Annotated in this window: 27 protein-coding genes; 10 read left to right on the top strand and 17 right to left on the bottom strand. The window is 62.2% G+C overall.

The features are described 5' to 3' along the window. Positions 1-20 precede the first annotated feature (20 nt). A complete protein-coding gene (locus GRI69_RS14020) occupies positions 21-554 on the bottom strand; it encodes a DnaJ domain-containing protein (RefSeq protein ID WP_160728899.1) in 534 nt (177 codons plus the stop codon). A 35-nt stretch (positions 555-589) separates the two neighbouring features. On the opposite strand from GRI69_RS14020, the gene GRI69_RS14015 reads away from it, so the two are divergent. Then, positions 590-853: a hypothetical protein gene (locus tag GRI69_RS14015; protein ID WP_160728898.1), complete on the top strand. Its 264-nt coding sequence runs from the start codon at positions 590-592 to the stop codon at positions 851-853. A 78-nt stretch (positions 854-931) separates the two neighbouring features. On the opposite strand, the gene pal is transcribed toward GRI69_RS14015, so the two are convergent. The 12 genes from pal to hisB all read right to left on the bottom strand — a co-directional run bounded on the left by pal (position 932) and on the right by hisB (position 8,880). Further along, positions 932-1,444: a peptidoglycan-associated lipoprotein Pal gene (gene pal / locus GRI69_RS14010; RefSeq protein WP_160728897.1), complete on the bottom strand. Its 513-nt coding sequence runs from the start codon at positions 1,442-1,444 to the stop codon at positions 932-934. A gap of 79 nt (positions 1,445-1,523) precedes the next feature. Then, the gene (tolB, locus tag GRI69_RS14005) at positions 1,524-2,909 is read right to left on the bottom strand and encodes a Tol-Pal system beta propeller repeat protein TolB (RefSeq protein WP_160728896.1); all 1,386 of its coding nucleotides are present in this window, start codon (positions 2,907-2,909) and stop codon (positions 1,524-1,526) included. Continuing rightward, positions 2,906-3,712, bottom strand: coding sequence for an energy transducer TonB (locus GRI69_RS14000; RefSeq protein WP_160728895.1), 807 nt, complete (start codon positions 3,710-3,712; stop codon positions 2,906-2,908). Before GRI69_RS14000 ends, tolB begins: the two co-directional genes overlap by 4 nt. 9 nt (positions 3,713-3,721) lie before the next feature. Continuing rightward, on the bottom strand, positions 3,722-4,201 hold the full coding sequence (locus GRI69_RS13995; RefSeq protein WP_160728915.1) for an ExbD/TolR family protein: 480 nt from the start codon (positions 4,199-4,201) through the stop codon (positions 3,722-3,724). A 1-nt stretch (position 4,202) separates the two neighbouring features. Next, positions 4,203-4,901, bottom strand: coding sequence for a protein TolQ (gene tolQ, locus GRI69_RS13990; protein WP_160728894.1), 699 nt, complete (start codon positions 4,899-4,901; stop codon positions 4,203-4,205). Continuing rightward, positions 4,898-5,353 carry a YbgC/FadM family acyl-CoA thioesterase gene (locus GRI69_RS13985; RefSeq protein ID WP_160728893.1) on the bottom strand — a complete coding sequence of 152 codons (456 nt, stop codon included), beginning with the start codon at positions 5,351-5,353 and terminating at the stop codon, positions 4,898-4,900. The genes tolQ and GRI69_RS13985 overlap by 4 nt, the downstream gene beginning before the upstream one ends. Before the next feature lie 96 nt (positions 5,354-5,449). Continuing rightward, positions 5,450-5,827, bottom strand: a complete 378-nt coding sequence (locus GRI69_RS13980; protein WP_160728892.1) for a histidine triad nucleotide-binding protein — start codon at positions 5,825-5,827, stop codon at positions 5,450-5,452. Further along, the gene (locus tag GRI69_RS13975; RefSeq protein WP_160728891.1) at positions 5,827-6,141 is read right to left on the bottom strand and encodes a phosphoribosyl-ATP diphosphatase; all 315 of its coding nucleotides are present in this window, start codon (positions 6,139-6,141) and stop codon (positions 5,827-5,829) included. Before GRI69_RS13975 ends, GRI69_RS13980 begins: the two co-directional genes overlap by 1 nt. A gap of 17 nt (positions 6,142-6,158) precedes the next feature. After that, entirely contained in the window at positions 6,159-6,932 is a 774-nt protein-coding gene (gene hisF / locus GRI69_RS13970; protein WP_160728890.1) for an imidazole glycerol phosphate synthase subunit HisF, read from the bottom strand. A gap of 10 nt (positions 6,933-6,942) precedes the next feature. Next, positions 6,943-7,671 carry a 1-(5-phosphoribosyl)-5-[(5-phosphoribosylamino)methylideneamino]imidazole-4-carboxamide isomerase gene (gene hisA / locus GRI69_RS13965; RefSeq protein WP_160728889.1) on the bottom strand — a complete coding sequence of 243 codons (729 nt, stop codon included), beginning with the start codon at positions 7,669-7,671 and terminating at the stop codon, positions 6,943-6,945. Beyond that, positions 7,668-8,294 carry an imidazole glycerol phosphate synthase subunit HisH gene (gene hisH, locus GRI69_RS13960; RefSeq protein WP_160728888.1) on the bottom strand — a complete coding sequence of 209 codons (627 nt, stop codon included), beginning with the start codon at positions 8,292-8,294 and terminating at the stop codon, positions 7,668-7,670. The genes hisA and hisH overlap by 4 nt, the downstream gene beginning before the upstream one ends. Next, positions 8,287-8,880, bottom strand: coding sequence for an imidazoleglycerol-phosphate dehydratase HisB (gene hisB / locus GRI69_RS13955; RefSeq protein ID WP_160728887.1), 594 nt, complete (start codon positions 8,878-8,880; stop codon positions 8,287-8,289). Before hisB ends, hisH begins: the two co-directional genes overlap by 8 nt. A gap of 114 nt (positions 8,881-8,994) precedes the next feature. Between hisB and GRI69_RS13950 the strand changes: the two genes are divergently transcribed. Genes GRI69_RS13950 through gmk form a run of 3 tightly spaced genes read left to right on the top strand, consistent with a single transcriptional unit; the run spans position 8,995 to position 10,638 of the window. Beyond that, positions 8,995-9,495 carry an SspB family protein gene (locus GRI69_RS13950; RefSeq protein ID WP_160728886.1) on the top strand — a complete coding sequence of 167 codons (501 nt, stop codon included), beginning with the start codon at positions 8,995-8,997 and terminating at the stop codon, positions 9,493-9,495. A 41-nt stretch (positions 9,496-9,536) separates the two neighbouring features. Further along, positions 9,537-9,950, top strand: a complete 414-nt coding sequence (locus GRI69_RS13945) for a hypothetical protein (protein WP_160728885.1) — start codon at positions 9,537-9,539, stop codon at positions 9,948-9,950. Between the two features lie 37 nt (positions 9,951-9,987). Beyond that, positions 9,988-10,638, top strand: a complete 651-nt coding sequence (gene gmk / locus GRI69_RS13940; RefSeq protein ID WP_160728884.1) for a guanylate kinase — start codon at positions 9,988-9,990, stop codon at positions 10,636-10,638. A gap of 60 nt (positions 10,639-10,698) precedes the next feature. Here gmk and GRI69_RS13935 read toward each other — a convergent pair whose 3' ends face one another. Continuing rightward, positions 10,699-12,714 (bottom strand): acyltransferase family protein, encoded by a 2,016-nt coding sequence (locus tag GRI69_RS13935; protein WP_160728883.1) that lies wholly within the window; start codon positions 12,712-12,714, stop codon positions 10,699-10,701. Between the two features lie 186 nt (positions 12,715-12,900). On the opposite strand from GRI69_RS13935, the gene GRI69_RS13930 reads away from it, so the two are divergent. Beyond that, on the top strand, positions 12,901-13,479 hold the full coding sequence (locus tag GRI69_RS13930) for a PilZ domain-containing protein (RefSeq protein ID WP_160728882.1): 579 nt from the start codon (positions 12,901-12,903) through the stop codon (positions 13,477-13,479). Between the two features lie 219 nt (positions 13,480-13,698). Here the strand turns inward: GRI69_RS13930 and GRI69_RS13925 are convergent, their stop codons facing one another. From GRI69_RS13925 to GRI69_RS13915, 3 genes are read right to left on the bottom strand one after another with little or no spacing between them, the layout of a single operon-like run. Further along, positions 13,699-14,505, bottom strand: coding sequence for an SDR family oxidoreductase (locus tag GRI69_RS13925; protein ID WP_160728881.1), 807 nt, complete (start codon positions 14,503-14,505; stop codon positions 13,699-13,701). Positions 14,506-14,519: 14 nt separating this feature from the next. Next, positions 14,520-15,659: an acyl-CoA dehydrogenase family protein gene (locus GRI69_RS13920; RefSeq protein ID WP_160728880.1), complete on the bottom strand. Its 1,140-nt coding sequence runs from the start codon at positions 15,657-15,659 to the stop codon at positions 14,520-14,522. A 3-nt stretch (positions 15,660-15,662) separates the two neighbouring features. Next, positions 15,663-16,844: an acyl-CoA dehydrogenase family protein gene (locus GRI69_RS13915; RefSeq protein WP_160728879.1), complete on the bottom strand. Its 1,182-nt coding sequence runs from the start codon at positions 16,842-16,844 to the stop codon at positions 15,663-15,665. Between the two features lie 173 nt (positions 16,845-17,017). On the opposite strand from GRI69_RS13915, the gene GRI69_RS13910 reads away from it, so the two are divergent. The 5 genes from GRI69_RS13910 to GRI69_RS13890 all read left to right on the top strand — a co-directional run bounded on the left by GRI69_RS13910 (position 17,018) and on the right by GRI69_RS13890 (position 22,925). Continuing rightward, entirely contained in the window at positions 17,018-17,869 is an 852-nt protein-coding gene (locus GRI69_RS13910; protein ID WP_160728878.1) for an SDR family NAD(P)-dependent oxidoreductase, read from the top strand. Next, positions 17,869-19,341 (top strand): MFS transporter, encoded by a 1,473-nt coding sequence (locus GRI69_RS13905; RefSeq protein ID WP_160728877.1) that lies wholly within the window; start codon positions 17,869-17,871, stop codon positions 19,339-19,341. The genes GRI69_RS13910 and GRI69_RS13905 overlap by 1 nt, the downstream gene beginning before the upstream one ends. Positions 19,342-19,423: 82 nt before the next feature. Further along, on the top strand, positions 19,424-20,758 hold the full coding sequence (locus tag GRI69_RS13900) for an acyl-CoA dehydrogenase family protein (RefSeq protein ID WP_160728876.1): 1,335 nt from the start codon (positions 19,424-19,426) through the stop codon (positions 20,756-20,758). Continuing rightward, positions 20,758-21,846, top strand: coding sequence for a Zn-dependent alcohol dehydrogenase (locus GRI69_RS13895; RefSeq protein ID WP_160728875.1), 1,089 nt, complete (start codon positions 20,758-20,760; stop codon positions 21,844-21,846). The genes GRI69_RS13900 and GRI69_RS13895 overlap by 1 nt, the downstream gene beginning before the upstream one ends. Next, positions 21,846-22,925 (top strand): phosphotransferase family protein, encoded by a 1,080-nt coding sequence (locus GRI69_RS13890; RefSeq protein ID WP_160728874.1) that lies wholly within the window; start codon positions 21,846-21,848, stop codon positions 22,923-22,925. Before GRI69_RS13895 ends, GRI69_RS13890 begins: the two co-directional genes overlap by 1 nt. Positions 22,926-22,965: the final 40 nt, after the last annotated feature.

Genomic DNA, 22,965 nt, shown 5'->3' with positions numbered 1-22,965 from the left:
TACAATTGCGAGACTAGTACTCATCCCTTCCATTCGCGGCGTTCTTCCGCGGCCTTGAGCACTTCGTACGCGACCTGGTATCGCTGGAATTGGTCGGCGGCTTCCTTGTCGCCCGGTCGGACATCCGGATGGACCGCCTTCGCTTTCACCCGCCAGGCCTTCTTAACGGTTGCGAAATCTGCGTCTGACTCAAGCTCCAGGATATCGAGAGCACGCATTTCGTCGGCGCTGCGCGACCCGTCGCCCGATCCGCCCCAGCCATAGTGCTGTGCTTCGGCATAGCCAGCGTTCTCCGATTGCTCGGACTTGGTGCGCGCGGCCTTTTCCGCCTTGTCGAGCCCTTCGAAATAATCCCACTTCGAATTGTATTCTGCCGCATGCTTCTGGCAGAAATACCAGCGTTCGGGCGTATTGGGCGATTTCGGCGCGGGGCAGTCCCCCTTCTCTTCGCACCCGTGCCGATCGCACAGGCGCACGGTTGCGGCCTCGCGGCCTTCCTCATAGCCGCGCCAGCGGGGAAAGCCCCAGTCGTTCGAGCGACGTGGCTTAGGCACAAGCGGTCACCAAATATGTCGTCGGTCGAGCTGGCATGGCCTTCAATCTAGGGATGCTGGCGGTATTCGCAAGCGTGTGGGAACTGGCAGCAATCCTGAATGCTGCGATGCAACGAAGCATTCACAATTGCGCGTCTACAGGCCCTTTCATGAGCAAGCAACTGACCCTTTCCGCCACCGTCGCCGTGCTGAGCATGGCTGCCTTCGCGCTCGTTTCGAGCCTTGGGAGTTTCGGATCTGCGGGCGATGCCCATCAGGCTGCGCAGGCTCTGCGGATCGGATACGAAGCTTCGCGCTGACGCTTCTCGCATCGGCAGACAAAAAAAAGCCCCGGCCGAAACCGGGGCTTTTGTTTTTCTGGCAGTGGCAAACGGTTATCAGTTGATTGTGACCGTCGCCGCGCGGCGGTTCTGCGCCCATGCCGCTTCGTTGGAACCCAGCGCGACCGGCCGTTCCTTCCCATAGCTGACGGTGCGGATCCGGCTGGCCGGAATGCCCAGTGAAACCAGATAGTTTTTCGCAGCATTGGCACGGCGTTCACCCAGCGCGAGGTTGTATTCGCGCGTGCCGCGCTCGTCGGCATGGCCTTCGATCGTGAAGCTGACGTTCGAATACTGGTTGAAGTACTGCGCCTGTGTCTGCAGCTTGGCACTGTCCTCAGCGTCGATGTTGTACTGGTCGGTATCGAAATACACGACCGTATTCGCCTGTCCGACTGCCTGCATGAAATGCTCCATGCTGCCGACCGTGGGACCGCTGGTCGTGGGTGTAGGCGTAGGCGTGGTTGAATCGACCGGCGGCGGCGGGATCTCTTCCGGGGCCTTCTTCTGGCAGGCCGCCAGCGCGAGCGCGGAAGTGAGCATCACTGCAGTAGCAATACGGGTATTCATCAGGCTGTCCCCTTATAAACAGCGGTTGAAATTCTCTTTGGCCCCGGTTTTATCCGTCCCCACGGATAGAACAATGTTCTTACGGCAGGATCGGTCCCCATGCAGGGTCCGACGCATCCACCGGCGTCGGCAGGCGGCGCTCGTTCTCGCCGGTGAGGTCAACCTGCCAAAGCGAGGTGTCGCCGGTGTTGCGCTGCGTGCGGAAGAACTGGATGATTCGGCCGTTGGGTGCCCAGGTCGGCGCTTCGTCCTGCCAGCCGCGCGTGAGACTGCGTACATTGCCACCTGATGGCGTCATGACAGCAACATTGAAGTCGCCCGCAATACGGGTGAAGGCGATCTGGTCGCCACGCGGGCTCCACTCGGGCGTTGCACAACGTCCACCGCCGAAGCTGATGCGGCGCTGGTTCGTGCCGTCGGCATTCATGATGTAGCACTGTTGCGCACCCGAACGGTCGCTTTCGAATACGATCTGGCTGCCATCCGGCGAGTATGATCCGCCGACGTCGACGCTGGCGCCATCGGTCAGGCGCTGCGGCTGCCCACCGCTGGCCGAAACGCGATAGATGTCGGTATTGCCGCTCACGGCCATCGAATAGAGGATCCAGCGTCCATCCGGGCTGAAGCGCGGGGCGAAGGTCGGATTGTCGCTCTGCGTCACCAGTTGCTGGCGGCCGCTCCCGATATCGTAGATATAGATGCGCGGATTGCCGTCGACATAGCTTAGATAGACCAGCTTGCTGTAATCGGGCGAATAGCGCGGGGTTAGCGCTGTCGAGCGACCGGTGGTGATGAATCGGTGATTTGCCCCGTCGCTGTCCATGATGGCCAGCCGCTTGGTCCGGTTATCCTTCGGGCCGGTTTCCGCGATGTAGGCGATGCGGCTGTCGAAGAACGGACTTTCGCCGGTGAGGCGCGAATAGACGAGGTCGGCGCATTTGTGCGCAGCACGGCGCCAGTCGGCAGGCGCGACGACCCAGCCCTCTGCTACGAGGCGCTGCTGCAGCGCCATGTCGTAGAGATAGCAGCCCACGGTCAACCGGTCGTCGCTGCGCGCACGGACATAGCCGTGCACCAGCATTTCCGCGCCGCGCACGCCCCAGGTCGACCAGACGGGCGAGGTGATGTTGTCGAAGCTCGGCTTGGGGAGCGAATCCGGCCCCGTCGGTTTGAACAGGCCGTTATTCCGCAGGTCTGCGGTTATCACCCGGGCAAGTTCCACGCCCAGCGCCTCGGTGCCGTTGGCATTGGCAGGCGTAGAGGCGTTTCGATCGGTCGCGAAGGCGGGAATGGCGATGCCAAGATCGTCGAGATTGCCTTCGAAGCTGACCGAGCCCGAAAGACCCTCCTCCTGCTCGATCGTCTCGACCTCCTGCCCTTCCGGAACAGGTTCGCCGAGATCCTGGTTCTGCGCGGCCAGCGGGCTGGCGACGAATGCGAGAGTTGCGAAGATCAGTTTTTTCATTGGGCAAGCTTCCAGTCAAAGCTGAACGAAGTGATGTTTTTCCACGCCTCGTAATACTCGGGCGGCAAATCATCGAAGGGTGCGGCAAGCTGTACGGCCCGGATGGCCTGTTCGGCATGGCGGCTCGCTTGCGCGCGATTGGTATCGTTTATGCCAGTTTGGCGCACGACTTCCGGGCGACCAGCCAAGCTGCCGTCGGGGTTGAGACGGAAGCGGAGGAAGGTGGTGATTGCATCGACATCGGGTCCGCTTGGTGGCTGCCATCTCGGCTTGATCTTGCGGGCGATGGCCTGAACCAGAGACGCCTTCGCGCTTGCACCGATCTGCGAAGCAGGTGTGCGGGTTTCACTGGTTGTCGTGCTGTCGCCAGAACCCGCAAGGAAATCGCTGCCAATCCGCGAACCGCCGCTGCGTTCGGACGGTCTGGGCTGACTGCGCTCGCGCGGCTGTTCGCGGCGCGGCTGCGGGCGGGCCTCACGGGCGGGAACGGGCACGGGCGACTGTACGCGCTGCGTGGGTCGTTTCACGACCGGGTCACTCGGCGCTTCGAGCATTTCCGGTGAGGGCGCAGGGGTGTCCGACAAGGTCGGTGCGATAGCTGCCCGACTTTCGGGCACGGGATAGGGGGCAGTCGCCTCCATACCGACATCTTCGGCGAGGTTCACGGTCATCCGCTCGGTACGCTTGATCTCCGGAGCGGGCATCAATGCCTGGATCACCATGGCGGCAAGCAGCGCAAGGTGAAGCGCCACGGCGACGATCAGTCCCGTCCGTTCCTCGCTCCTGATGCCTGCGCTATGCATAGGCCGTGGCTATTCCCCGGACTCTGAACCGGTGTTGACTGGCGGAGCCGACTGGCCACCATTCGTCACAAGCGAAATCCGGTTGAGGCCGGCGCGGTTGAGTTCGCCCATCACCGCCATCACGCGTCCGTAATCGAGTGCGCGGTCCGCGCGAAGTGTAATATCGGGGCCTTCGCCCGTGCGCGGAATAGCCTCGAGCGCCTGCGGCAGTTCGCCCACCGGAACCTGGTTGTCGTCGATATAGACATAGCCTTCGGTGTCGATGCTGATCGATACCTGCTGCTGTTCTTGCGGCAGCGCGTTGGCACGGCTGTCGGGGAGCTGGATCGGTACGCCTGCTGTCAGCAGCGGCGCGGTGACCATGAATATGATCAGCAGCACCAGCATGACGTCGACAAAGGGCGTGACGTTGATCTCGGCCATGGGCCGCCGTCCGCCGCGCCCCCTGCGCCGGCGCGTCCCTTTTCCGGAGGCAAGCGCCATCGCCATATCAGCGCTGCTCCAGCTGGCGGCTGAAGGTGGCATGCAGCTTGTCGGCGAAGCGATGAAGCCGCGTCTCGAAGCGTTCGACCGCATGGCTGAACCGGTTATAGGCAATCACGGCGGGGATTGCGGCGAACAGGCCAATCGCAGTGGCAAACAGCGCCTCGGAAATCCCCGGCGCCACCACGGCGAGCGACGAGCTTTCCTGCGCGCCGATCTGGAAGAAGCTGTTCATGATGCCCCAGACGGTGCCGAACAGGCCCACGAAAGGCGCGACCGCGCCCACGGTGGCAAGAAAGTTCAGCCGTTCGGCAATATCGTCGGCTTCCTGCGCGACCTGGCTGTCCATGGCTGCGGCGATCCGGCCTCGCAGCGCCTCGCGGTCGCGTACCTCGTTCTTGGTCGAGCGCCGCCATTCGCTGACCGCCGCCTGCGCCACCCGGGCGGAGGGAATATCGCTCTTGCCGCGTTCGGACATGAAGCGATCGAAATGATCCGCCTGCCAGAATTCGCTTTCATAGGTCAGCTGCGCGCGTTTCAACTTGCCCATGCGAAGGCTGAACGAAACGATGATCGCCCAGACCCATATGCTGGCAAGGATCAGTCCGGCCATGACCGCCTGGACGACGATATCGGCATCGAGGAACAGTTGCACCGGATCGAGCCGGGTGGGTGCACTGATGGCAAGAAGGGAAAGTGTGGTCATCTATCCTCTGTCGAATGGACGAAGCGCGCGAAGGCCGCGCGCCATTCTTCTGGCTGGCGAATAGGCCGTCCGCCGGGTGAAACGAAGCCGACGCGCAAATGTGCCTCGGCCAGCAATTCTTCTCCGCGAAACGCATTCTGGCGCATCCGACAGGATGCTGCCTTGAGTTCGGTACAGCGGGTCTCGATTAGGATGTCGTCATCGAGCTTGGCTGGCCGCAGATATCTGAGGCTGACCTCGGACAGTGCATAGGCGCCCAGGCCCGCTTCGATCGCGGCGCGCTGATCGATTTCGAGGCGGCGCAGCAGGTCGGAGCGCGCGCGTTCGAACCAGCGCAGATAGTTGGCGTGGTAGACGATGCCCGAAAGATCGGTGTCTTCGTAATAAGCGCGCACGGCATAGAGATGTCGGTCGCCGTCGAGTACTCCGTCTGGGGGATTGGGCAAGGACATGCGAAAGGGGCTCTAGCGCAGCGGGGAGTCACTGCAAAGGCGGCAATTGCCTTCGCCACATGAACGGCGATGAAACGAGATTTCGACGCGGCGAAATTATCTGGCGATCATCGGACCGAGCGGCTGACCACCGAAGATATGAACGTGCAGATGCGGCACTTCCTGCCCGCCATGCGCGCCGACATTGGCCATCATGCGGTATCCGGGCTCGACCAGCCCCTTCTCGCGCGCGATCTTGCCGACCGCGCGCACGAAGCCGGCGATCTCCTCCGCACTGGCCTCAGCGCTGAAATCGTCCCAGCTGACATACTGCCCCTTGGGAACTACCAGCGTATGCACTTCGGCCTGCGGATTGATGTCTTCGAAAGCAAAGGCCCATTCGTCTTCGTAAACCTTGGACGAAGGGATTTCGCCGCGCAGAATTTTCGCGAAGATGTTGTCGTCGTCATAAGGCTGGGTCGGGTCGATCGGCATTATTCGCTCCTCGAATTCTTCTCGTCGATACCTGACACGCCCTCGCGCCGGTCCAATTCGGTCATGACGTCGGCCAGGGGCACGTCCTTCTCGGCCAGCAGAACCATCAGATGGAACAATACATCGGCCGCCTCGCCGACCAGTTCCTCGCGGCTGCCCGCTAGTGCTGCGATGCAGGTTTCGACCGCCTCCTCGCCCAGTTTGCGCGCCATGACGGGCAAGCCGCGCTGGGTGAGTTGCGCAACATAGCTCGTGTCGGGATCGGCCTTGCGGCGCTGGGCAATAGTCGCCTCTAGGCGGGTAAGCGTGTCCATGCTGGCCATGTGCGGTATCAGCCGCGTGCAGGCAAGCCCGCCGCACGCAGGGCGCGGTGCGCCTCGCCGATCGAATGCTGGCCGAAATGGAAGATCGAGGCGGCGAGCACGGCGCTGGCATGGCCCTGCGTCACCCCTTCGACCAGGTGATCGAGCGTGCCCACTCCGCCACTGGCGATGACGGGTACGGAAACACTGTCGGCAATAGCGCGGGTGAGTTCGAGGTCGTATCCCTGCTTCGTCCCGTCCCCGTCCATCGAGGTTACGAGCAGTTCGCCTGCTCCGAGATCAGCCAGCCTTTGCGCATGTTCGACCGCGTCGATACCGGTCGGCTTACGGCCACCATGGGTGTAGATTTCCCAGCCGCGAAAGCCCTCGCCCTGCGTATTGGCGCGTGCATCGACGCTGGCAACGATGCACTGGCTGCCGAATTTCTCCGCAATCTCGCGCACGAGTTCGGGCCTTGTGACGGCGGCGGAGTTAACCGCCACCTTGTCCGCCCCTGCAAGCAGCAGCGCACGCGCATCCTCGACGCTGCGCACCCCGCCACCAACGGTGAGCGGCATGAAGCACACCGCCGCGGTCCGCCGCACCATGTCGAGCAGCGTTCCGCGACCTTCGTGGCTGGCGGAAATGTCGAGGAAGCAAAGTTCATCTGCTCCGGCGCGGTCATAGGCCTGCGCCTGCTCCACCGGATCGCCCGCATCCTTGAGATCGACGAAATTGACGCCCTTCACCACGCGCCCGTCGCGCACGTCGAGACAGGGGATGACACGGATGCGGACGGTCACTTTAAGAGCCTCATGATTTCGCAGCCATTGCCAGCGCCGCCGCCAGATCCAGTCGCCCGTCATAAAGTGCACGTCCGGTAATCACGCCCTCGATACCTTCCTTTGCATAGAGCGAGAGCATATGGATATCGTCCAGCCCCTTCACTCCGCCGCTGGCGATCACCGGTATGTCGACCTGCCGCGCCAATTCGACGGTCGCGTCAATATTCACGCCCTTGAGCAGCCCATCGCGCCCAATATCGGTGAACAATAGCGCTGCTACTCCGGCATCCTCGAACCGGCGGGCAAGGTCGACCACGGGTACGTCGGACAGCTCGGCCCAGCCCTCGGTCGCGACCATGCCACCCTTCGCATCCACGGCGACGACGATGCCGCCCTCGAACTCGCGCGCCATGTCCTTCACGAACTCGGGGTCCTTGAGGGCCGCCGAACCCATCACGATGCGCGACACGCCCGCCTCGAACCATCCCTCCACATCCTCGCGCTTGCGGATACCGCCGCCAAGCTGGACATGGCCGGGAAATGCCTCGACGATGCTCTCCACCGCCTCGCGGTTCTGCGCCGAGCCGGCGAAAGAGCCGTCGAGATCAACCACGTGCAGATGCTGCGCGCCAGCCTCGGCGAACAGCGCGGCCTGCGCGGCAGGGTTATCGCCATAAACGGTCGCACGCTCCATATCGCCCTCGGCAAGGCGCACGACCTGGCCTCCCTTCAGGTCGATGGCAGGAAAGACAATCACGGTTTCCACTCCAGGAAGCGTTGCAGGATGCCGAGCCCGTAGCTCTGGCTTTTTTCGGGATGGAACTGCACCCCGAGAATATTGTCGCGCCCGACTGCAGCGACCAGCCCGCCGCCGTGGTCTGTCATAGCCAGCACGTCACGGCCACTATCGGCGTGGAAATGGTAGGAATGGAGGAAATAGGCCTCGCCAACCTCAATCACCTCATGGCTCTTCGCATGCGGCGTCGGCGCGACGTCATTCCAGCCCATGTGCGGCACTTTCACGCTGGTATCGGTCGGCTCGATCAGCCGGACCTCCCCCTCGATCCAGTCGAGCCCCGCCGTTTCGCCATATTCCAGCCCGCGCGTGGCAAGCAGTTGCATGCCTACGCAAATGCCGAGAAACGGCGCTCCGCCGACGAACACACGCTCGCGCATCGCCTCGATCACGCCTTTCTCTGCCCGCAGCCCTGCAGCACAGGCTCCGAAGCTGCCGACACCGGGCAGCACGATCCGGTCGGCGGCGCGCAGCACGTCGGGATCTGCCGTAACAGTGACCTCGGCACCGATCCGGCGCAGCGCATTCTCGACCGAGTGCAGATTGCCCGCGCCGTAATCCACCAGCGCGATCACTTCACCCACCGAGCTGCCCCTTGGTGCTGGGGATTGCCCCGCCCTTGCGCGGATCGATTTCTACCGCGGTACGCATTGCGCGGGCAAAGCCCTTGTAGATGCTTTCGCAGATGTGATGGTTGTTGGTGCCGTAAAGCAGTTCGATGTGCAGCGTCAGCCCGCAGGTCTGCGCAACCGAATGGAACCAGTGTTCGATCAGTTCGGTATCCCATTCGCCCAGCTTTTCCTGGCTGAAACCTGCCCGCCAGACGATGTAAGGCCGCCCGGAAATATCGAGCGCAACCCGCGCCAGCGTCTCGTCCATAGGCGAATAGGCGCTGCCGTAGCGCGCGATCCCGCCCTTGTCCCCCAGCGCTGCAGCAAGCGCCTGCCCCAGCGCCAGCGCACTGTCTTCGGTCGTATGATGCTGGTCGACATGGAGATCGCCGTCGACCTTCATCGTCACGTCGATCAGCGAATGCTTGGAGAACTGTTCGACCATGTGGTCGAGAAAGCCGATCCCTGTCGAAATGTCGTACTTGCCGGTCCCGTCCAGGTCGAGTTCGACCAGGATATTGGTTTCCGCGGTGTTTCTTTCGATACGGCCTGTTCGCATGGCGCCTGCCTATAGGCGCCGGTGCGGATGGCGCAAGAAATAGCCGCTATTGGCAGGGTAAAGACGGGCTTAAACCGCTTGACCCGCGCTTCCGGCAGTTCCACCTAGGCACCCATGAGCGACGAAACGCCAGACAGCATGATCCCCTATGATACCATCGTCCAGGAGGCCCTGCGCGCAGTGGTCGGCCGCGTGCTCGGAGAAATCGTGGAGGGCGGCAGCGAACTACCCGGTGCGCACCATTTCTACATCACCTTCAAGACCCACGCCCCGGGGGTTTCGATCCCCGCCAGCCTGCGCGAACGGTTTCCCGATGAAATGACCATCGTGCTGCAGAACAAGTTCTGGGACCTCAACGTTCGCGAGGACGGGTTTTCGGTCGGGCTGTCGTTCAACCAGATCCCGTCGCAACTCGGCATCCCCTATTCGGCGATCACGCAATTCGTCGATCCGGCGGTCGACTTCGGCCTGCAGTTCCAGGCCACCGTGGCCGACATGGCCCCTGCCCCGACCGACGCAGCCGGAAACGACGAGGAACAGCGCGAGCGTCCGCCCGTTGAAGGTGCGGAAGACGGCTCCAACGTCGTCTCGGTCGATTTCGGCCGGAAGAAGTAAAGGCGCGGGGGCAAGTCTGCGCCGGAAGGTGCACAAAGCAAATGGTGAGACACGTCAAGAAAATTGGTGCGGATCTCGTGGAGGACGCCCGCGAAGCGACCGGCGGCCGTGACGAAAACGTACCCGGCCCATCCAGCAATCCCATGACCAACCTCCTGATTTCGGATCTCCTGATCCGTGCAGGTTCTTACGTCGTGCGCGATGCGGTCGAACGGGGCATGTTGCGCGGGCGTTACGGGCGCGATACAGCGCGCGATATCGTGAAAAACAAGTCGCTCGGCCAACAGGCGATCAGCTTCGCGCTGGCCAAGGTTGCCACGCGCAGCCTGCCCGGCGCATTGCTGGTGGGCGGCGGGGCTCTCGCCAAGACGATCTTCGATCGCAGCCAGAAGCGCAGAAAATCGCGCCGCGAAGGCGACCGCGACCTGATCGAACAGGCACATTCGGACGAGTAGGCTTGATTTGAGCGCGCCGCTTGCCCCAAAGGCGCGCATGGCCGATTCCGCAGACAGTCACGACAACGCGCTCGCTCGGCGCGGATTGATGTTCATCCTTTCTTCGCCCAGCGGCGCCGGAAAGACCACGATCAGCCGCATGCTGTTGGCGGCCGACCCCTCGATCAAGCTGTCCGTCAGCGTCACCACCCGTCCGCCGCGCCCGGGCGAGATCGACGGCGTCCATTACTTCTTTGTCGATGATGCCGAATTCGACCGCATGGTGGAAGAAGACGATTTCTACGAGTGGGCGCATGTCTTCGGCCATCGCTACGGCACCCCCAAGGGCCACATCCGCAACGCGCTGAAGGAAGGCCAGGACTTCCTGTTCGATATCGACTGGCAGGGCACGCAGCAGCTCTACCAGAAGGACCAGCAGGACGTGGTCCGCGTGTTCATTCTTCCCCCCAGCATCGTCGAACTGGAACGGCGCCTGCGCAGCCGGGCTACGGACAGCGAAGACGTGGTCCAGGCCCGCATGGAACGCGCCCGCGCCGAGATCAGCCACTGGGACGCCTACGACTATGTGGTGATCAACGAGGACGTGAACGATTGCTTCGCCAAGGTCCGAGAAATCCTCGACGCCGAACGCATGAAGCGCCAGCGCCAGACAGGGCTTATTCCGTTCGTGCGAGAATTGATGAGCTGAGCGGTCATTCGGCTGCCTTTTTCGTACGCAGAGAACTCCGACCAAGAAAAAAAGCCCGTTCTAGAGGGTATCCAGAACCTCTCCTGGGAACTTCGAATCTCCTGCTTCGGCGTCCCGCAGGAGCTGGGGCAGGAGCCAATCGGCACCGCTCCGGCTCAGGTGGTCATCATCTCTGTAGAGGGCCTCTTTTCCGCGCGCGTAGGCGCAGACGCGGCCGCAAAGGTAATCAGCGGGATCGATAACGGACACGCCGCTTTCGCTTGCGACATTGTCAATCAGTGCCCGGGCCCGCCCTTGCCTTTCCTGCATCGCTTCGCTGGTGAGCACTGGAAGATCCCAACCGAGCCACTCGTGCCGGGCAAGAACACCAGGGGCACCGAACCCGAGTTCCGGTATGCCCTTGACCACGATGACGCTGTTTCCATTCCCAGCCAATGCATCGACTGCGCCGCTCAGCCCTGCTTTCACAACTTTCGGATAGGCTTCGAGGGCGACTTCCAAACCATCGGCGCGCGCTATCACGGGATGCACGCCCTCTTCGCCGATGTACCGCTCGCCCTCGGCTAGCAGCGCCCATCGCCCCAGCATGATCACCGTCGCATCGGAATAATCCGTCTTTATCCGTTCAAGTACACCACGATTGTGGACATCGCAGTTAACATTACCCTCTTGGTCTAAGCGGAGAACCCCCAGGAGCGGCGCGCAAGCCGCCTTGGTAAATACGACCGCCGACTGTCCCCGCGAAGTCACGTAGGACTGAAGCGCAGGTATCAGCGAGCCCGCATGAGAATCGCCCCAGAGTACGTAGTCCGGCGACCCGCCGCCCAATATGCACGGGTCCTCGTCCGGCGAACGGTTGATGCAATCGACCTCGATCGGAGCGCGCGCCACGTTGGCAGCATATCGGGCGCCCGCTTCGTTTCCCAGTCGAGCGGGGATTCCGCCCGTCACGATCATCGCAGCCCCAACCGCACTCAGCGCCCCCATGCTTGCCGCCGACCATCCGAAAATCTGCTTGCGAGAGAGTTGCGGGCGATCCGGTCCGCCGCGGAATGGCTGCTCGACGAAACGCCAGGACAACCACGCTAGCAAGACTGAAAGGCTAATGCACAGAAGGGCGACGTCGAGGGGTATCGTGACAGATTGTTCGAAAATGCGCGCCGCAACCAGCACCGGCCAATGCCAGAGATACAGCGAATAGGAGATCAGCCCGATACCCACCAACGGCTTGAGTGCGAGAAGTCGGTTAAAGAACGGCTGGCCCGCCTTTTCCGTACTTCCCGCCCAGATAAGCAAGGTAGACCCGAGGCAGGCAGGAAGCGCGCTCAGGCCGGGAAAGTCTGAAAACTCGTCGAGCGTCACGATGCTGCCAACTATAAGGGCGATGCCGAGCGCCGATCCGATTTCGCGGGCAGCGCGGCCATGCGGGAGGTTCGCAGATCCCAGCGCCAACAGGCTCCCGAAACCCAGCTCCCAGATACGAAAGAAGATTAGGTAGAAATTCGCGGTGGGCGCATGTTCTGTCGCCCAGATGGAAGCGGCGAAGGACAGGGCACAAAGGACGGCGATCGAGACGAGCAGGACGCTGCGTGAAAACTTTGCAAGGAACCACAGCAGGATCGGGAAAAAGAGATAGAATTGCTCTTCGACGGATAGCGACCATGTGTGCAGCAGCGGCTGCAGAGCGACGCTTTCGGCAAAATAGTCGTTCGCGGTCCACCAGAAAGCGACGTTCGACACAAAGGCGATAGCCGCGATCGCATTCTTCCCGAGCGTAGTCATCTCGTCGGGAAGCAGGAAAAACCAGCCCGCCAGGAAGCAGGCTGCGATTACCGCACCGAGCGCCGGAAGAATTCTCCTCGCTCTGCGCTCGTAGAAATGGACTATCGAGAAAGTGTCACGCTCGATTTCCCGCGCGAGAATGCCGGTTATGAGATAACCCGAAATAACAAAGAAGATGTCGACCCCGATAAAGCCGCCGGGAAATCCGGGAATCCCCGCATGATTCAGGACCACCGGAACGACAGCAAGAGCGCGAAGGCCGTCGATATCGCGGCGATAACCTATGTTTGCCATCGGCGGCTGTTATCAGAATGTTTGCGCCCGGCAACTACAACCGTTCGATCCCAAAATTGCTAGCACCGACGAGGGCCTGATTCCGGACTTCCCGGCACGTCACTCCGACCGGATCTAAGCACTTTCACGTAGGCTGACGATGGAAGACTGTTCACCAGAATCTGGGATACACGCGTCGTCTTCGCCATGGAAAACTCACTCGCCCTCCGGGATATTTCGCAAGCCTACCAACGCGCCCATCAGCGCAAGGCGATGTTCGTTACTGCAAACCTGTCTTCGGCTGCGATGACCGGCAACGTGCGCCTGCGCAACATTTCCGATTCCGGCGCGCTGATCGAAGCCGACACACTGCCGCCGGTTGGCGAACGGGTGAAGCTGCGCAAGGGAGAACTGAGCGCCACGGGGACCATCGTTCGCCGCGAAGGCAAGCAGGCAGGGATCCGTTTCGAGCGCCCCGTAGACGCCATCGACTGGTTGCCGAACAAGGCGCGCTCGCAACTGATGGTCGACATCGCTTTCGAAACGATCAAGCCACGTTTCGAGGGCGGCCCTCCCACCGCGAATGCACGGGCAGAGACACTAGCCTTGCCCTCCAGCCCGGCAACGCGAGACGAACTGGAAGGCATTGCCGATATGCTCGATGCGCTGGCCGACCGGATGAGCGAGGACCCGGTCATCATCGCGAGTTACCTCGACAAGCTGCAGGTGCTCGACATTGCCTCGCAAAAACTGCGCAAGGTTGGGCGCAACCTGCCAAAACGCTAGGCGGCTTCGAGAGTACTGCCGTGCTGCGGACGGGAGTTTCCTCCTCGAGTCAGAACCACTAGCACTCGCGCAATATTTCTCATTGTCCGACACACGCATAGTGAAAACCCCGCATTGAACGGGGCTTTCACTATTTCGGGCTAAGCGTTTGCAATTGTTTAGCGCAGCACGGCAGCAGGCGTTCGATCAGCTTGCCGCGAGGCAATCGACGAGGGATGATTATCGCCCGCCCGCCGGATCGGCAAAATGCGTCGGCAGGTGGGCATTCACGATGCCACCGTCCACCGCGATCGTTTCGCCCACGGTATAATCCCCTGCTCGGCTGGCGAGATAGACGCAGCTTCCGCCCATATCGAACTTGTCGCCCACACGCTTGTTCGGGATGCCCTGGGCGCTGGCCTCGGCATGGTCGCGCGCGACCTTGTTCATGTTGCTCGGGAAGGCGCCAGGGGCGATGCCGGTGACATAGACATGGTCCTGCACGAGCCGCGCCGCCATGCGCCGCGTCAGGTGGATCAGCGCTGCCTTGCTCGCCTGGTAGGAATAGGTCTCCCAGGGATTGATGCGCAGGCCGTCGATGCTCGCGATATTGATCACCTTTCCGGGCTTGTCATGGCTGGCATTGGCGGTGAGGAGCTTGTGCAGCTTCTGCGTCAGGAAGAAGGGCGTCTTGACGTTGAGGTCCATGACCTTGTCCCAGCCCTCTTCCGGGAAATCGAGATAGTCCGCACCCCAGGCCGCGCCGGCATTGTTGACGAGGATGTCGAGGTGGGATTCCTTCGAGGAAATCTCGGCCACCAGTTCGTCGATACCTTCCAGCGTCGAGATATCGCCCTGGATCGGCACGACCCTGTCGCCCAGTTCCTCGGCAGTCTCGTGTAGTTCGCCGCCCTTGCGAGCGGTTATGTAGACCCGCTCTGCGCCCGCGGCGAGGAAGCCTTCAACGATCATGCGTCCGATACCGCGGCTGCCGCCGGTGACGAGTGCGATGCGCCCTTTCAGGCTGAACATGTCTTCGAGGTTCATATCGTCTCTCCCGCTCAGTAGCCGCTCATTTCGGCGACACGGCCCGCGTGGTAATACTGATCGCCGAGGAATTCCTGCAGCGCGCGGTCGCGTTTCATGTAGAGGCCGATATCGTATTCGTCGGTCATGCCGATGCCGCCGTGCATCTGGACACCTTCCTTGACCGCAAGGCCTGCCGCCTTGGCGACCTTGGCCTTGGCGACGCTTGCCATCAGGTCCGCCTTTTCGCTGCCGCCATCGAGCAGCTGGGCCGCCTTGATGGTTACCGCTCGGGCGATCTCGACTTCCGAATAGAGATGCGCGGCTCGGTGCTGTAGCGCCTGGAATTCGCCGATCAGCTTGCCGAACTGCTTGCGCTGCTTGAGGTAGTCCACTGTCATCTCCATCGCGCCCTGGGCAACGCCCACGCCTTCGGCAGCCGCACCCACGCGGCCCGCCATCAGCATGGCATTGAGCACTTCGCGCCCGCCGTCGACTTCGCCGATGACGGCATCACCGTCGAGCTCGACGCCGTCGAAGGTGATGTGGCTCGCCATCGAGCTGTCGACCAGCCGCACGCTGTCATGGCTCATGCCATTGGCGTCCTGCGGCACGGCGAACAGGGTGATGCCGTCTGCATCGCTGTCGCTGCCCGAAGTGCGCGCGGCGACCACGATCATTTCGCTCGAAGCACCGTAGACGACATAGTCCTTCTTGCCCGACAGGCGGAAGCCGTTGCCCGACTTCTCCGCCTTGCAGGCGATGGTTTCGGGGCGGTGCTTCGCGCCTTCGTCGATAGCGACCGAATAGACCTTCTCGCCTTCGATCAGGCCGGGCAGCCAGCGCCCGCGCACATCGTCGCTGCCGTGCTTTAGGGCAGTCGCGGCGAGCACGGAGGAGGACAGGAACGGCGAAGGGGTGAGGTTACGCCCGATCTGCTCGAGCACGATCCCCGCCTCGACGTTGCCCATGCCGAGCCCGCCGTCGTCTTCGCCCACCAGCATGCCGGTGAAACCCATTTCAGCAAACTGCTTCCACAGATCGTGGCCGAAACCATCCTTGCACTCGCGGTCGCGCCAGTGGCGCAGTTGCTTCGCGATCGCGCCTTCTTCCGCCATGAACTGCTGCGCACTTTCGGCGAGCATCGCCTGGTCTTCGTCATAATAAAGGGGCATCGATCAGGCTCCCGGCAGGTCGAGGATACGTTTCGAGATGACGTTGAGCATGACTTCGCTCGTACCGCCCTCGATCGAATTGGCCTTGGTCCGCAGCCAGTTGCGTGACGGCTTGCCGCCGGAGGTTTCCTCGCTCTCCCATTCGAGAGCGCGGCTGCCGCCCGCTGCCATCATCAGTTCGTGCCGTCGCTTATTCAGCTCGGTCCCGACATATTTCATCATGTTCGGCTGCGCGGGATGGCCCTTGCCGACCTTGAGTTCATCCAGGAATTTCTCTCCCATCGCCGCATAGGACAGCGCATCGACATCGAACTGCGCCAGTTCTGCGCGCAGCACCGGATCGAGTTCGCCAGCATTGCGCTTCATCGCCGCGCCGATGGCTGCGGTGCGATCGCCGCCGCCCGCGCCCGAGATCATCTCGCGCTCGTGGCCCAGCAAATACTTCGCCACGTCCCAGCCGCGGTTGATCTCGCCGACATAGGCGGGGATGTCGTCGCCATAGCTCTTGGGCACCTTCACATCGTCCATGAAGGTTTCGCAGAACGGGCTGTTGCCGCTGATCAGCTTGATCGGCTTGGTCGAGACGCCTGTCCCCGCCATGTCGAACAGCATGAAGGTGATGCCCTGGTACTTGTTCTGCTTGTCGGTGCGGACAAGACAGAAGATCCAGTCTGCTTCGTCGGCATAGGAGGTCCAGATCTTCTGGCCGTTGACGATCCAGTGATCGCCCTTGTCTTCGCCGAAGGTCTGCATCGAGACGAGGTCGGAGCCGCTACCCGGTTCGGAATAGCCCTGGCACCAGCGGATTTCGCCATTGGCGATCTCATTGAGGAATTTCGTCTTCTGGCCTTCCGTACCGAAGTGAAGGAGCGCCGGGCCGAGCATCCAGATGCCGAAGCTGGACAGCGGCGGACGGGCACCGATGCGGGCCATTTCCTGACGCAGTGCCTTGCCCTCTGCCGCGCTCAATCCGGCGCCGCCATATTCCTTGGGCCATTCGGGAACGGTATAGCCCTTTTCCCGGCAGGCTTCAAACCATGCCTTCTGGGCGTCGTTTTTGAACTTGGCATTGCGGCCGCCCCAATAGACGTCGCCTTCGTCGCGGACGGGTTCGCGCATTTCAGGGGGGCAATTGGCTTCGAGCCATTCGCGCGTTTCGGCGCGGAAGCTTTCCAGATCGGACATGACCGACTCCTCTCTCTCTCAGATCTCCTGGTTGACGTTTACGTTAGGGTGATTCGCGGCCTCCCCGCAAGGGCGATGATGACGAAGCGCCATGCCGTAGCGTCAGGCGGTTTGCGTTGACGTAAGGTGCGGCTCGCCTAAGCTTAAAGCCAAGGATTTCTGGGAGAGAAACGATGCGATTCACCGGCAAGACCGTTGTGATCACCGGTGCGGCATCCGGGATCGGAGCCGAGACCGCGCGCCTGTTCGCCAGCGACGGCGCGACCGTATTCGCCTCCGATATCGACGATGCAGGCGGAAAGACGCTTGAACGGGAAACCGAGGGCGACATCCGCTATCGGCACTGCGACGTCAGCTCGACCGACGATATCCGCGCACTGATGGACGGGGCGGCCGAGGAAACCGGCGGCATCGACGTCGTTTTCAACAATGCCGGCGCTGGCGGCGCTCGCCCCGGGATCGATGAGATCGAGCCCGACGAGTGGGACCGCACGATGGACCTGCTGCTGCGCTCCGTCGCGATGGGCATCCGCTATGCGGTTCCGCACATGAAGCACCGCAAGGGCGCGAATATCGTCAACGTATCGAGCGTGGCTGCGGTCGGCCCCGGCTACTCGCCGACAGCCTATGCCGTGGCCAAGGCGGGCGTGCTGCATCTTACCAAATGCGCCGCGACCGATCTTGCCCAGCATGGCATACGGGTCAACGCAGTGCAGCCGGGTTTCATCAACACCAACATCTTCACCGCTTCGCTCGACATCCCCGAAGACATGGCCCGCATGGCCAAGGCGGCAATTGCGCAGATGTCGTCCAACGCCCAGCCGGTCGCCCGCGGAGGCCAGTCGCGCGACATCGCGGAAGCGGTCGCATTTCTGGCCAGCGATGCGGCCAGCTTCATGACCGGGACTTCCATGCTGGTCGACGGCGGGCTGACCGTCGGACCGCGGCACAGCTGGGATCCGGAAACGCCGGGCATATTCGACACGCTCGATGCGATGCAGCAGCAGGCGCAGGGAAAGGCCTGATGGCGTTCATCACCGGGCCCCTGCCCCAGCGGCTGAAACTGGTCCACGGATCGGGCGCGGTTGCATTCGGGATCAAGGACTCCGGCTTCAGCTTCTTCCTGCTACCTTTCTACAACCTCGTATTGGGAGTCGATGCAGGGACTGTCGGTGCGGCGCTGGCGACGGCGCTGATCGTCGATGCGCTGGTCGATCCGCTGATCGGACACCTTTCCGACCGCACCTATACGCGCTGGGGCCGCCGCCTGCCCTGGCTCTACATCGCGCCCATCCCGCTTGCGCTCTTGTGGACGCTGCTGTGGTCCCCTCCCTTCACCGGCACCCCGGGTTTCTGGGACATTCTGGCACTGGCGGTGGGCGTCCGACTCCTGCTTTCGGCCTGCGAAGTACCATCGGTCAGTCTCGTGCCCGAGATCACCGACGATTACGACGATCGCACCACGCTGTTTCGCTATCGCTTCCTGTCCGGCTGGCTCGGCGGCCTGCTGATGATGGTCATGGCCTTCAGCGTCTTCCTCCCCACGCCCGAGGCGCAGCTGCGGCCGGACGGCTATGCGGAATACGGAATCTTCGGTGCGGCGCTTATGGCGCTGGCCGTGATCGGTTCGGCCGCGGGCCAGCACGGCACCGTGGCCCGCCTCCCCGCGGTGAAACCGCCGCCGTTCTCCTTCAAGGGCGCATTCGCCGAGATTTTCGACGCGTTCCGCGAGAAGGCTTTCCTGATTTTCGCAGCGGGCGGCCTAGCCATCTATGTGGCGCAGGGCATGACGTTCTCGATCACGCAATACGTCAATCTCTACGTCTGGCAGTTCTCCGAAACGGCCTTCATGTTCTACCCTGCGGTGCTGTTCCTGTCGGTGGTGCTCATGTTCCTTGCGGTCGGGCCGCTTCACCGCATGTGGGGCAAGCCGAAATCCGCGGCGATCGGTGCGCTGGTCGGCCTTGGGCTCTACTTCACCCCCCATGCCCTGCTGCTAGCGGGATGGTGGCCGGAAACGGGGACGACGATCTCGACCTCCGCGCTTTTCGTGTTCTTAATCTTCGCCAATACCGCGAGCGTGATCTCGATCATCTCGGCGACCTCGATGGTGGCGGAAATTGTTGAAGCGTTCGAAGAACGCGCCGGCAAGCGGGCGGAAGGGACGTTCTATGCGGGCAACTGGCTGGTACAAAAATGTGCCACAGGTGGCGGCATCCTGGTGACCAGCCTTATCGTTCAATCCATCGATCTTGCGCCCGGCACGGCTCAGGCCGATGTCGCGCCCGAAACCGTGCGCCAGCTCGTCTGGCTTTATATGATCGCTTCGACCGGACTAATGCTGGCCGCGGCCTACTGGCTGGGCCGATTCCCGATCACGCGCGAACAGCATGAAGCACGCGTCGCCGCGCGCAGATTGCGCGAAGATGAAAGGGAAGTCGATCCGATCGGCGATGCCGTAAGGGCAGATCCTGATGCCCACACCATTACACCGTGACTGCCGCTTTACGAGACTTGGCGAGGCCGGAATGATCTGCCAGTTTCCAGAAGCAACCGATTTTGAAGAGAGGAATTAAGCGATGGATTTCGAACCCACCGAGAGGCAAGTTTACTGGCGCGACCGGGTGAAGAACTTCATCGAGGATCACGTTCGCCCCGCCGTGCCGACCTACAAGGCGCAGGACGCAGAGGGGGAACGCTGGAAGGTCATCCAGGTCGTCGAGGATCTCAAGGCCAAGGCCAAGGCCGAAGGCATCTGGAACCTGTTCATGCCGCCGCGCAACGACGGTCATCACCATGTCGACGAGACCTATGAATTCGAGGGTCCGGGCCTCACCAATCTCGAATATGCGCTGTGCGCCGAGGAAATGGGCCGCATCGGTTTTGCTTCCGAAGTGTTCAACTGCTCCGCACCCGATACCGGCAATATGGAAGTGTTCCACCGCTACGGCACACGCGAGCAGAAGGACCGCTGGCTGACCCCCCTGATGAACGGCGAAATCCGCTCTGCCTTCCTCATGACGGAGCCTTTCACCGCCTCTTCCGATGCCACCAATATCGAAACCCGCATCGACCGTGACGGCGACGATTACGTCATCAACGGGCGCAAGTGGTGGTCTTCGGGCGTGGGCGATCCGCGCTGCAAGGTTGCCATCGTCATGGGCAAGACGGATTTCTCCGCGGGCCGCCATGCCGCGCAGTCGATGATCCTGATGCCGATGGACGCACCCGGCGTGAATGTACTGCGCCACCTGCCCGTGTTCGGATATGACGATGCGCCCCACGGGCATATGGAAGTCGAGCTCAAGGACGTGCGCGTCCCTGTCACCAGCATGTTGCTGGGCGAAGGCCGCGGCTTCGAGATCGCGCAGGGCCGCCTCGGGCCGGGCCGCATCCATCACTGCATGCGCACCATCGGCGTGGCCGAGGAAGCGCTCCACAAGATGTGCCAGCGCCTTCAGGAGCGCGAGGCTTTCGGCAAGCCGATCTACAAGCACTCGGTTTGGGAAGAGCGCGTCGCGCGCGCCCGGATCGACATCGACATGACCCGCCTGCTCTGCCTCAAGGCCGCCGACATGATGGATAAGGTCGGCAACAAGAGCGCCAAGCAGGAAATCGCCATGATCAAGGTGCAGGCACCCAACATGGCGCTGCGGATCATCGACGATGCGATCCAGGCGCACGGCGGCGGCGGAGTGTCCGACGATTACGGTCTGGCCAATGCCTATGCCCACCAGCGCACCCTGCGCCTCGCCGACGGGCCGGACGAAGTTCACGCCCGCTCGATTGCGCGGATGGAGTTTGCCAAGCACATGCCCAAGCCGGGACCTTCCGCCAACGCGCTGCGCGACGGCAAGGGACCGGTCGGCGGCGATCACAGGCAGAGTTCGGGCGACATGGGGGCAACACGCTGATGGCGAAGGCGGCTATTCTCGAACAGGTCGGCAGCCTGACCATCGGCGAAGTCGAACTGGCCGATCCCGGCCCGCACGAGGTGCTGATCGACACCAAGGCGTGCGGTCTGTGCCATTCGGACCTGCACTTCATCGAAGGCGCCTATCCGCATCCCCTGCCCGCGATTCCGGGTCATGAGGCGGCAGGCGTGGTCCGAGCGGTCGGCAGCGAAGTGAAAACGGTGAAGCCGGGCGATCACGTGGTCTCCTGCCTTTCCGCCTTCTGCGGCCACTGCGAGTTTTGCGTGACCGGCCGAATGGCGCTGTGCATGGGCGCCGACACCAGGCGTTCCGCAACCGAAACACCCCGGATCAAGCGCTTGATTGACAAGTCACCGGTCGGACAGATGCTCAATCTCTCGGCCTTCTGCGAGCAGATGCTGATTCACGAACACGCGTGCGTCGCCATCGACAAGGACATGCCGCTCGACCGCGCAGCGATCATCGGCTGCGCGGTGACGACCGGTGCAGGCGCGATCTTCAATGCCTGCTCGGTGGTTCCGGGTGAAGCGGTGGCAGTGATCGGCTGCGGCGGTGTCGGCCTTGCCGCAATCAATGCTGCGAGGATTACCGGCGCCGGCAAGGTCATCGCCATCGATCCGATCCCGGAAAAGCGCGCACTGGCCGAAACTCTGGGCGCCACGCACACGGTCGATGCCATGGCCGACGATGCAGTCGAGCAGGTGATGAAGATTTCCGGCGGCGGTGTGCATCACGCCATCGAAGCTGTCGGCCGGCAGGCGAGCGCGGACCTCGCGGTGAAGATCCTGCGCCGCGGCGGTACGGCGACGATCCTCGGCATGATGCCGCTCGACTGCAAGGTCGGCCTTGGCGCGATGGACTTGCTCTCGGGCAAGAAGCTGCAAGGTGCGATCATGGGAATGAACCACTTCCCGGTCGATCTGCCGCGCCTCGTGGATTTCTACATGCGCGGCCTGCTCGATCTCGACACTATCATCGCCGAGCGCATCCCGCTGGAAAAAATCAATGAAGGCTTCGAGAAGATGAAGCAGGGCACATCGGCCCGCAGCGTAGTGGTGTTCGACTGATGACGACGGGTCCGGATATCGATTACGACAAGGAAATGGTCGGCACCGTCGAAGTGCCGGAAAAGGACCGGCTGGACCTCGAAGCGCTCACGGCTTGGTTCACGGCCAATGTCGAAGGCTTCGCAGGTCCGATTTCCTACACGAAGTTCAAGGGCGGCCAGTCGAACCCGACCTACCGGATCGACACTCCGGGCCGCTCTTACGTACTTCGCCGCCAGCCCTTCGGCAAACTGCTGCCCAGCGCGCATGCAGTGGACCGGGAATACACTGCCATGCACGCGCTCGGGCCGACAGGCTTCCCGGTGCCGAGAACCTATGGCCTGTGCGAGGACACCGAAGTCATCGGGTCGAAATTTTTCGTCATGGGCCTCGCCGATGGACGGTCGCTCTGGAACGGGGCGCTTCCGGGTATCGACAAGGAAGACCGCCGGGAAATCTACAATGCCATGATCGACACCATGGCCGAACTTCATCTGCGCAAACCCACCGAGATCGGGCTCGGCGAATACGGCAAGCCGACCGACTATTGCGCGCGCCAGATCGCCCGCTGGTCCAAACAGTACAAGCTCTCCGAAACCGAGCACATGGAGAAGATGGAGCAGCTGATCGAATGGCTGCCCCAGACCATCCCGCCGCAGCACGAGAGCAGCGTGGTCCATGGCGACTACCGGCTCGACAACCTCATTTTCGAGAAGGAGGAGAACAAGGTTCTTGCCGTACTCGATTGGGAATTATCGACGCTGGGCGATCCGATTGCCGATTTCAGCTATCTCATGCTCAACTGGCATAATCCGCACGATGGGCGGGCCGGACTGCTCGGTCTCGATCTCGAGGAACTGGGTATACCTTCACAGCAGGAGGCCGTCGACCGCTATGTCGCACGGACCGGCTATCCGGTACCGCCGATGGACTGGTATTTTGCCTACAACCTATTCCGGCTCGCAGGCATCATGCAGGGCATCAAGAAGCGTGTCATCGACGGGACGGCTTCGTCGTCCCACGCCAAGGCCATGAGCGAGCGGGTGGGCCCGCTGGTGGATCGCGCCCATGAATTCGCCGTGGCTGCGGGGATGGACTAGCGCGCCGACGATGCTAACGACCTCTCCGAAATTCCGACGG

The organism is Qipengyuania vulgaris, assembly GCF_009827325.1.
In the GTDB taxonomy this organism is placed as follows: domain Bacteria; phylum Pseudomonadota; class Alphaproteobacteria; order Sphingomonadales; family Sphingomonadaceae; genus Qipengyuania; species Qipengyuania vulgaris.
The sequence above is the reverse complement of the archived record's forward strand: the minus strand, read 5'-3'. Positions and strand labels throughout refer to the sequence as shown.

Bases quoted from the DNA above. Each gene is read 5' to 3' on its own strand.
- GRI69_RS13925 (WP_160728881.1), bottom strand. From the start codon at position 14,505: ATGAACCTCGAAGACATGTTCAGCCTGAAAGGGCGCATCGCACTCGTC.
- GRI69_RS13910 (WP_160728878.1), top strand. From the start codon at position 17,018: ATGCGATTCACCGGCAAGACCGTTGTGATCACCGGTGCGGCATCCGGG.
- gmk (WP_160728884.1), top strand. From the start codon at position 9,988: ATGGCCGATTCCGCAGACAGTCACGACAACGCGCTCGCTCGGCGCGGA.
- GRI69_RS14000 (WP_160728895.1), bottom strand. From the start codon at position 3,712: ATGCATAGCGCAGGCATCAGGAGCGAGGAACGGACGGGACTGATCGTC.
- GRI69_RS13895 (WP_160728875.1), top strand. From the start codon at position 20,758: ATGGCGAAGGCGGCTATTCTCGAACAGGTCGGCAGCCTGACCATCGGC.
- GRI69_RS13935 (WP_160728883.1), bottom strand. From the start codon at position 12,714: ATGGCAAACATAGGTTATCGCCGCGATATCGACGGCCTTCGCGCTCTT.
- GRI69_RS13975 (WP_160728891.1), bottom strand. From the start codon at position 6,141: ATGGACACGCTTACCCGCCTAGAGGCGACTATTGCCCAGCGCCGCAAG.
- GRI69_RS13995 (WP_160728915.1), bottom strand. From the start codon at position 4,201: ATGGCGATGGCGCTTGCCTCCGGAAAAGGGACGCGCCGGCGCAGGGGG.
- GRI69_RS13985 (WP_160728893.1), bottom strand. From the start codon at position 5,353: ATGTCCTTGCCCAATCCCCCAGACGGAGTACTCGACGGCGACCGACAT.
- GRI69_RS13905 (WP_160728877.1), top strand. From the start codon at position 17,869: ATGGCGTTCATCACCGGGCCCCTGCCCCAGCGGCTGAAACTGGTCCAC.
- tolQ (WP_160728894.1), bottom strand. From the start codon at position 4,901: ATGACCACACTTTCCCTTCTTGCCATCAGTGCACCCACCCGGCTCGAT.
- GRI69_RS13915 (WP_160728879.1), bottom strand. From the start codon at position 16,844: ATGTCCGATCTGGAAAGCTTCCGCGCCGAAACGCGCGAATGGCTCGAA.
- GRI69_RS13900 (WP_160728876.1), top strand. From the start codon at position 19,424: ATGGATTTCGAACCCACCGAGAGGCAAGTTTACTGGCGCGACCGGGTG.
- GRI69_RS14015 (WP_160728898.1), top strand. From the start codon at position 590: ATGGCCTTCAATCTAGGGATGCTGGCGGTATTCGCAAGCGTGTGGGAA.
- GRI69_RS13920 (WP_160728880.1), bottom strand. From the start codon at position 15,659: ATGCCCCTTTATTATGACGAAGACCAGGCGATGCTCGCCGAAAGTGCG.
- tolB (WP_160728896.1), bottom strand. From the start codon at position 2,909: ATGAAAAAACTGATCTTCGCAACTCTCGCATTCGTCGCCAGCCCGCTG.
- GRI69_RS13930 (WP_160728882.1), top strand. From the start codon at position 12,901: ATGGAAAACTCACTCGCCCTCCGGGATATTTCGCAAGCCTACCAACGC.
- GRI69_RS13945 (WP_160728885.1), top strand. From the start codon at position 9,537: ATGGTGAGACACGTCAAGAAAATTGGTGCGGATCTCGTGGAGGACGCC.
- hisB (WP_160728887.1), bottom strand. From the start codon at position 8,880: ATGCGAACAGGCCGTATCGAAAGAAACACCGCGGAAACCAATATCCTG.
- pal (WP_160728897.1), bottom strand. From the start codon at position 1,444: ATGAATACCCGTATTGCTACTGCAGTGATGCTCACTTCCGCGCTCGCG.
- GRI69_RS13890 (WP_160728874.1), top strand. From the start codon at position 21,846: ATGACGACGGGTCCGGATATCGATTACGACAAGGAAATGGTCGGCACC.
- GRI69_RS13980 (WP_160728892.1), bottom strand. From the start codon at position 5,827: ATGCCGATCGACCCGACCCAGCCTTATGACGACGACAACATCTTCGCG.
- GRI69_RS13950 (WP_160728886.1), top strand. From the start codon at position 8,995: ATGAGCGACGAAACGCCAGACAGCATGATCCCCTATGATACCATCGTC.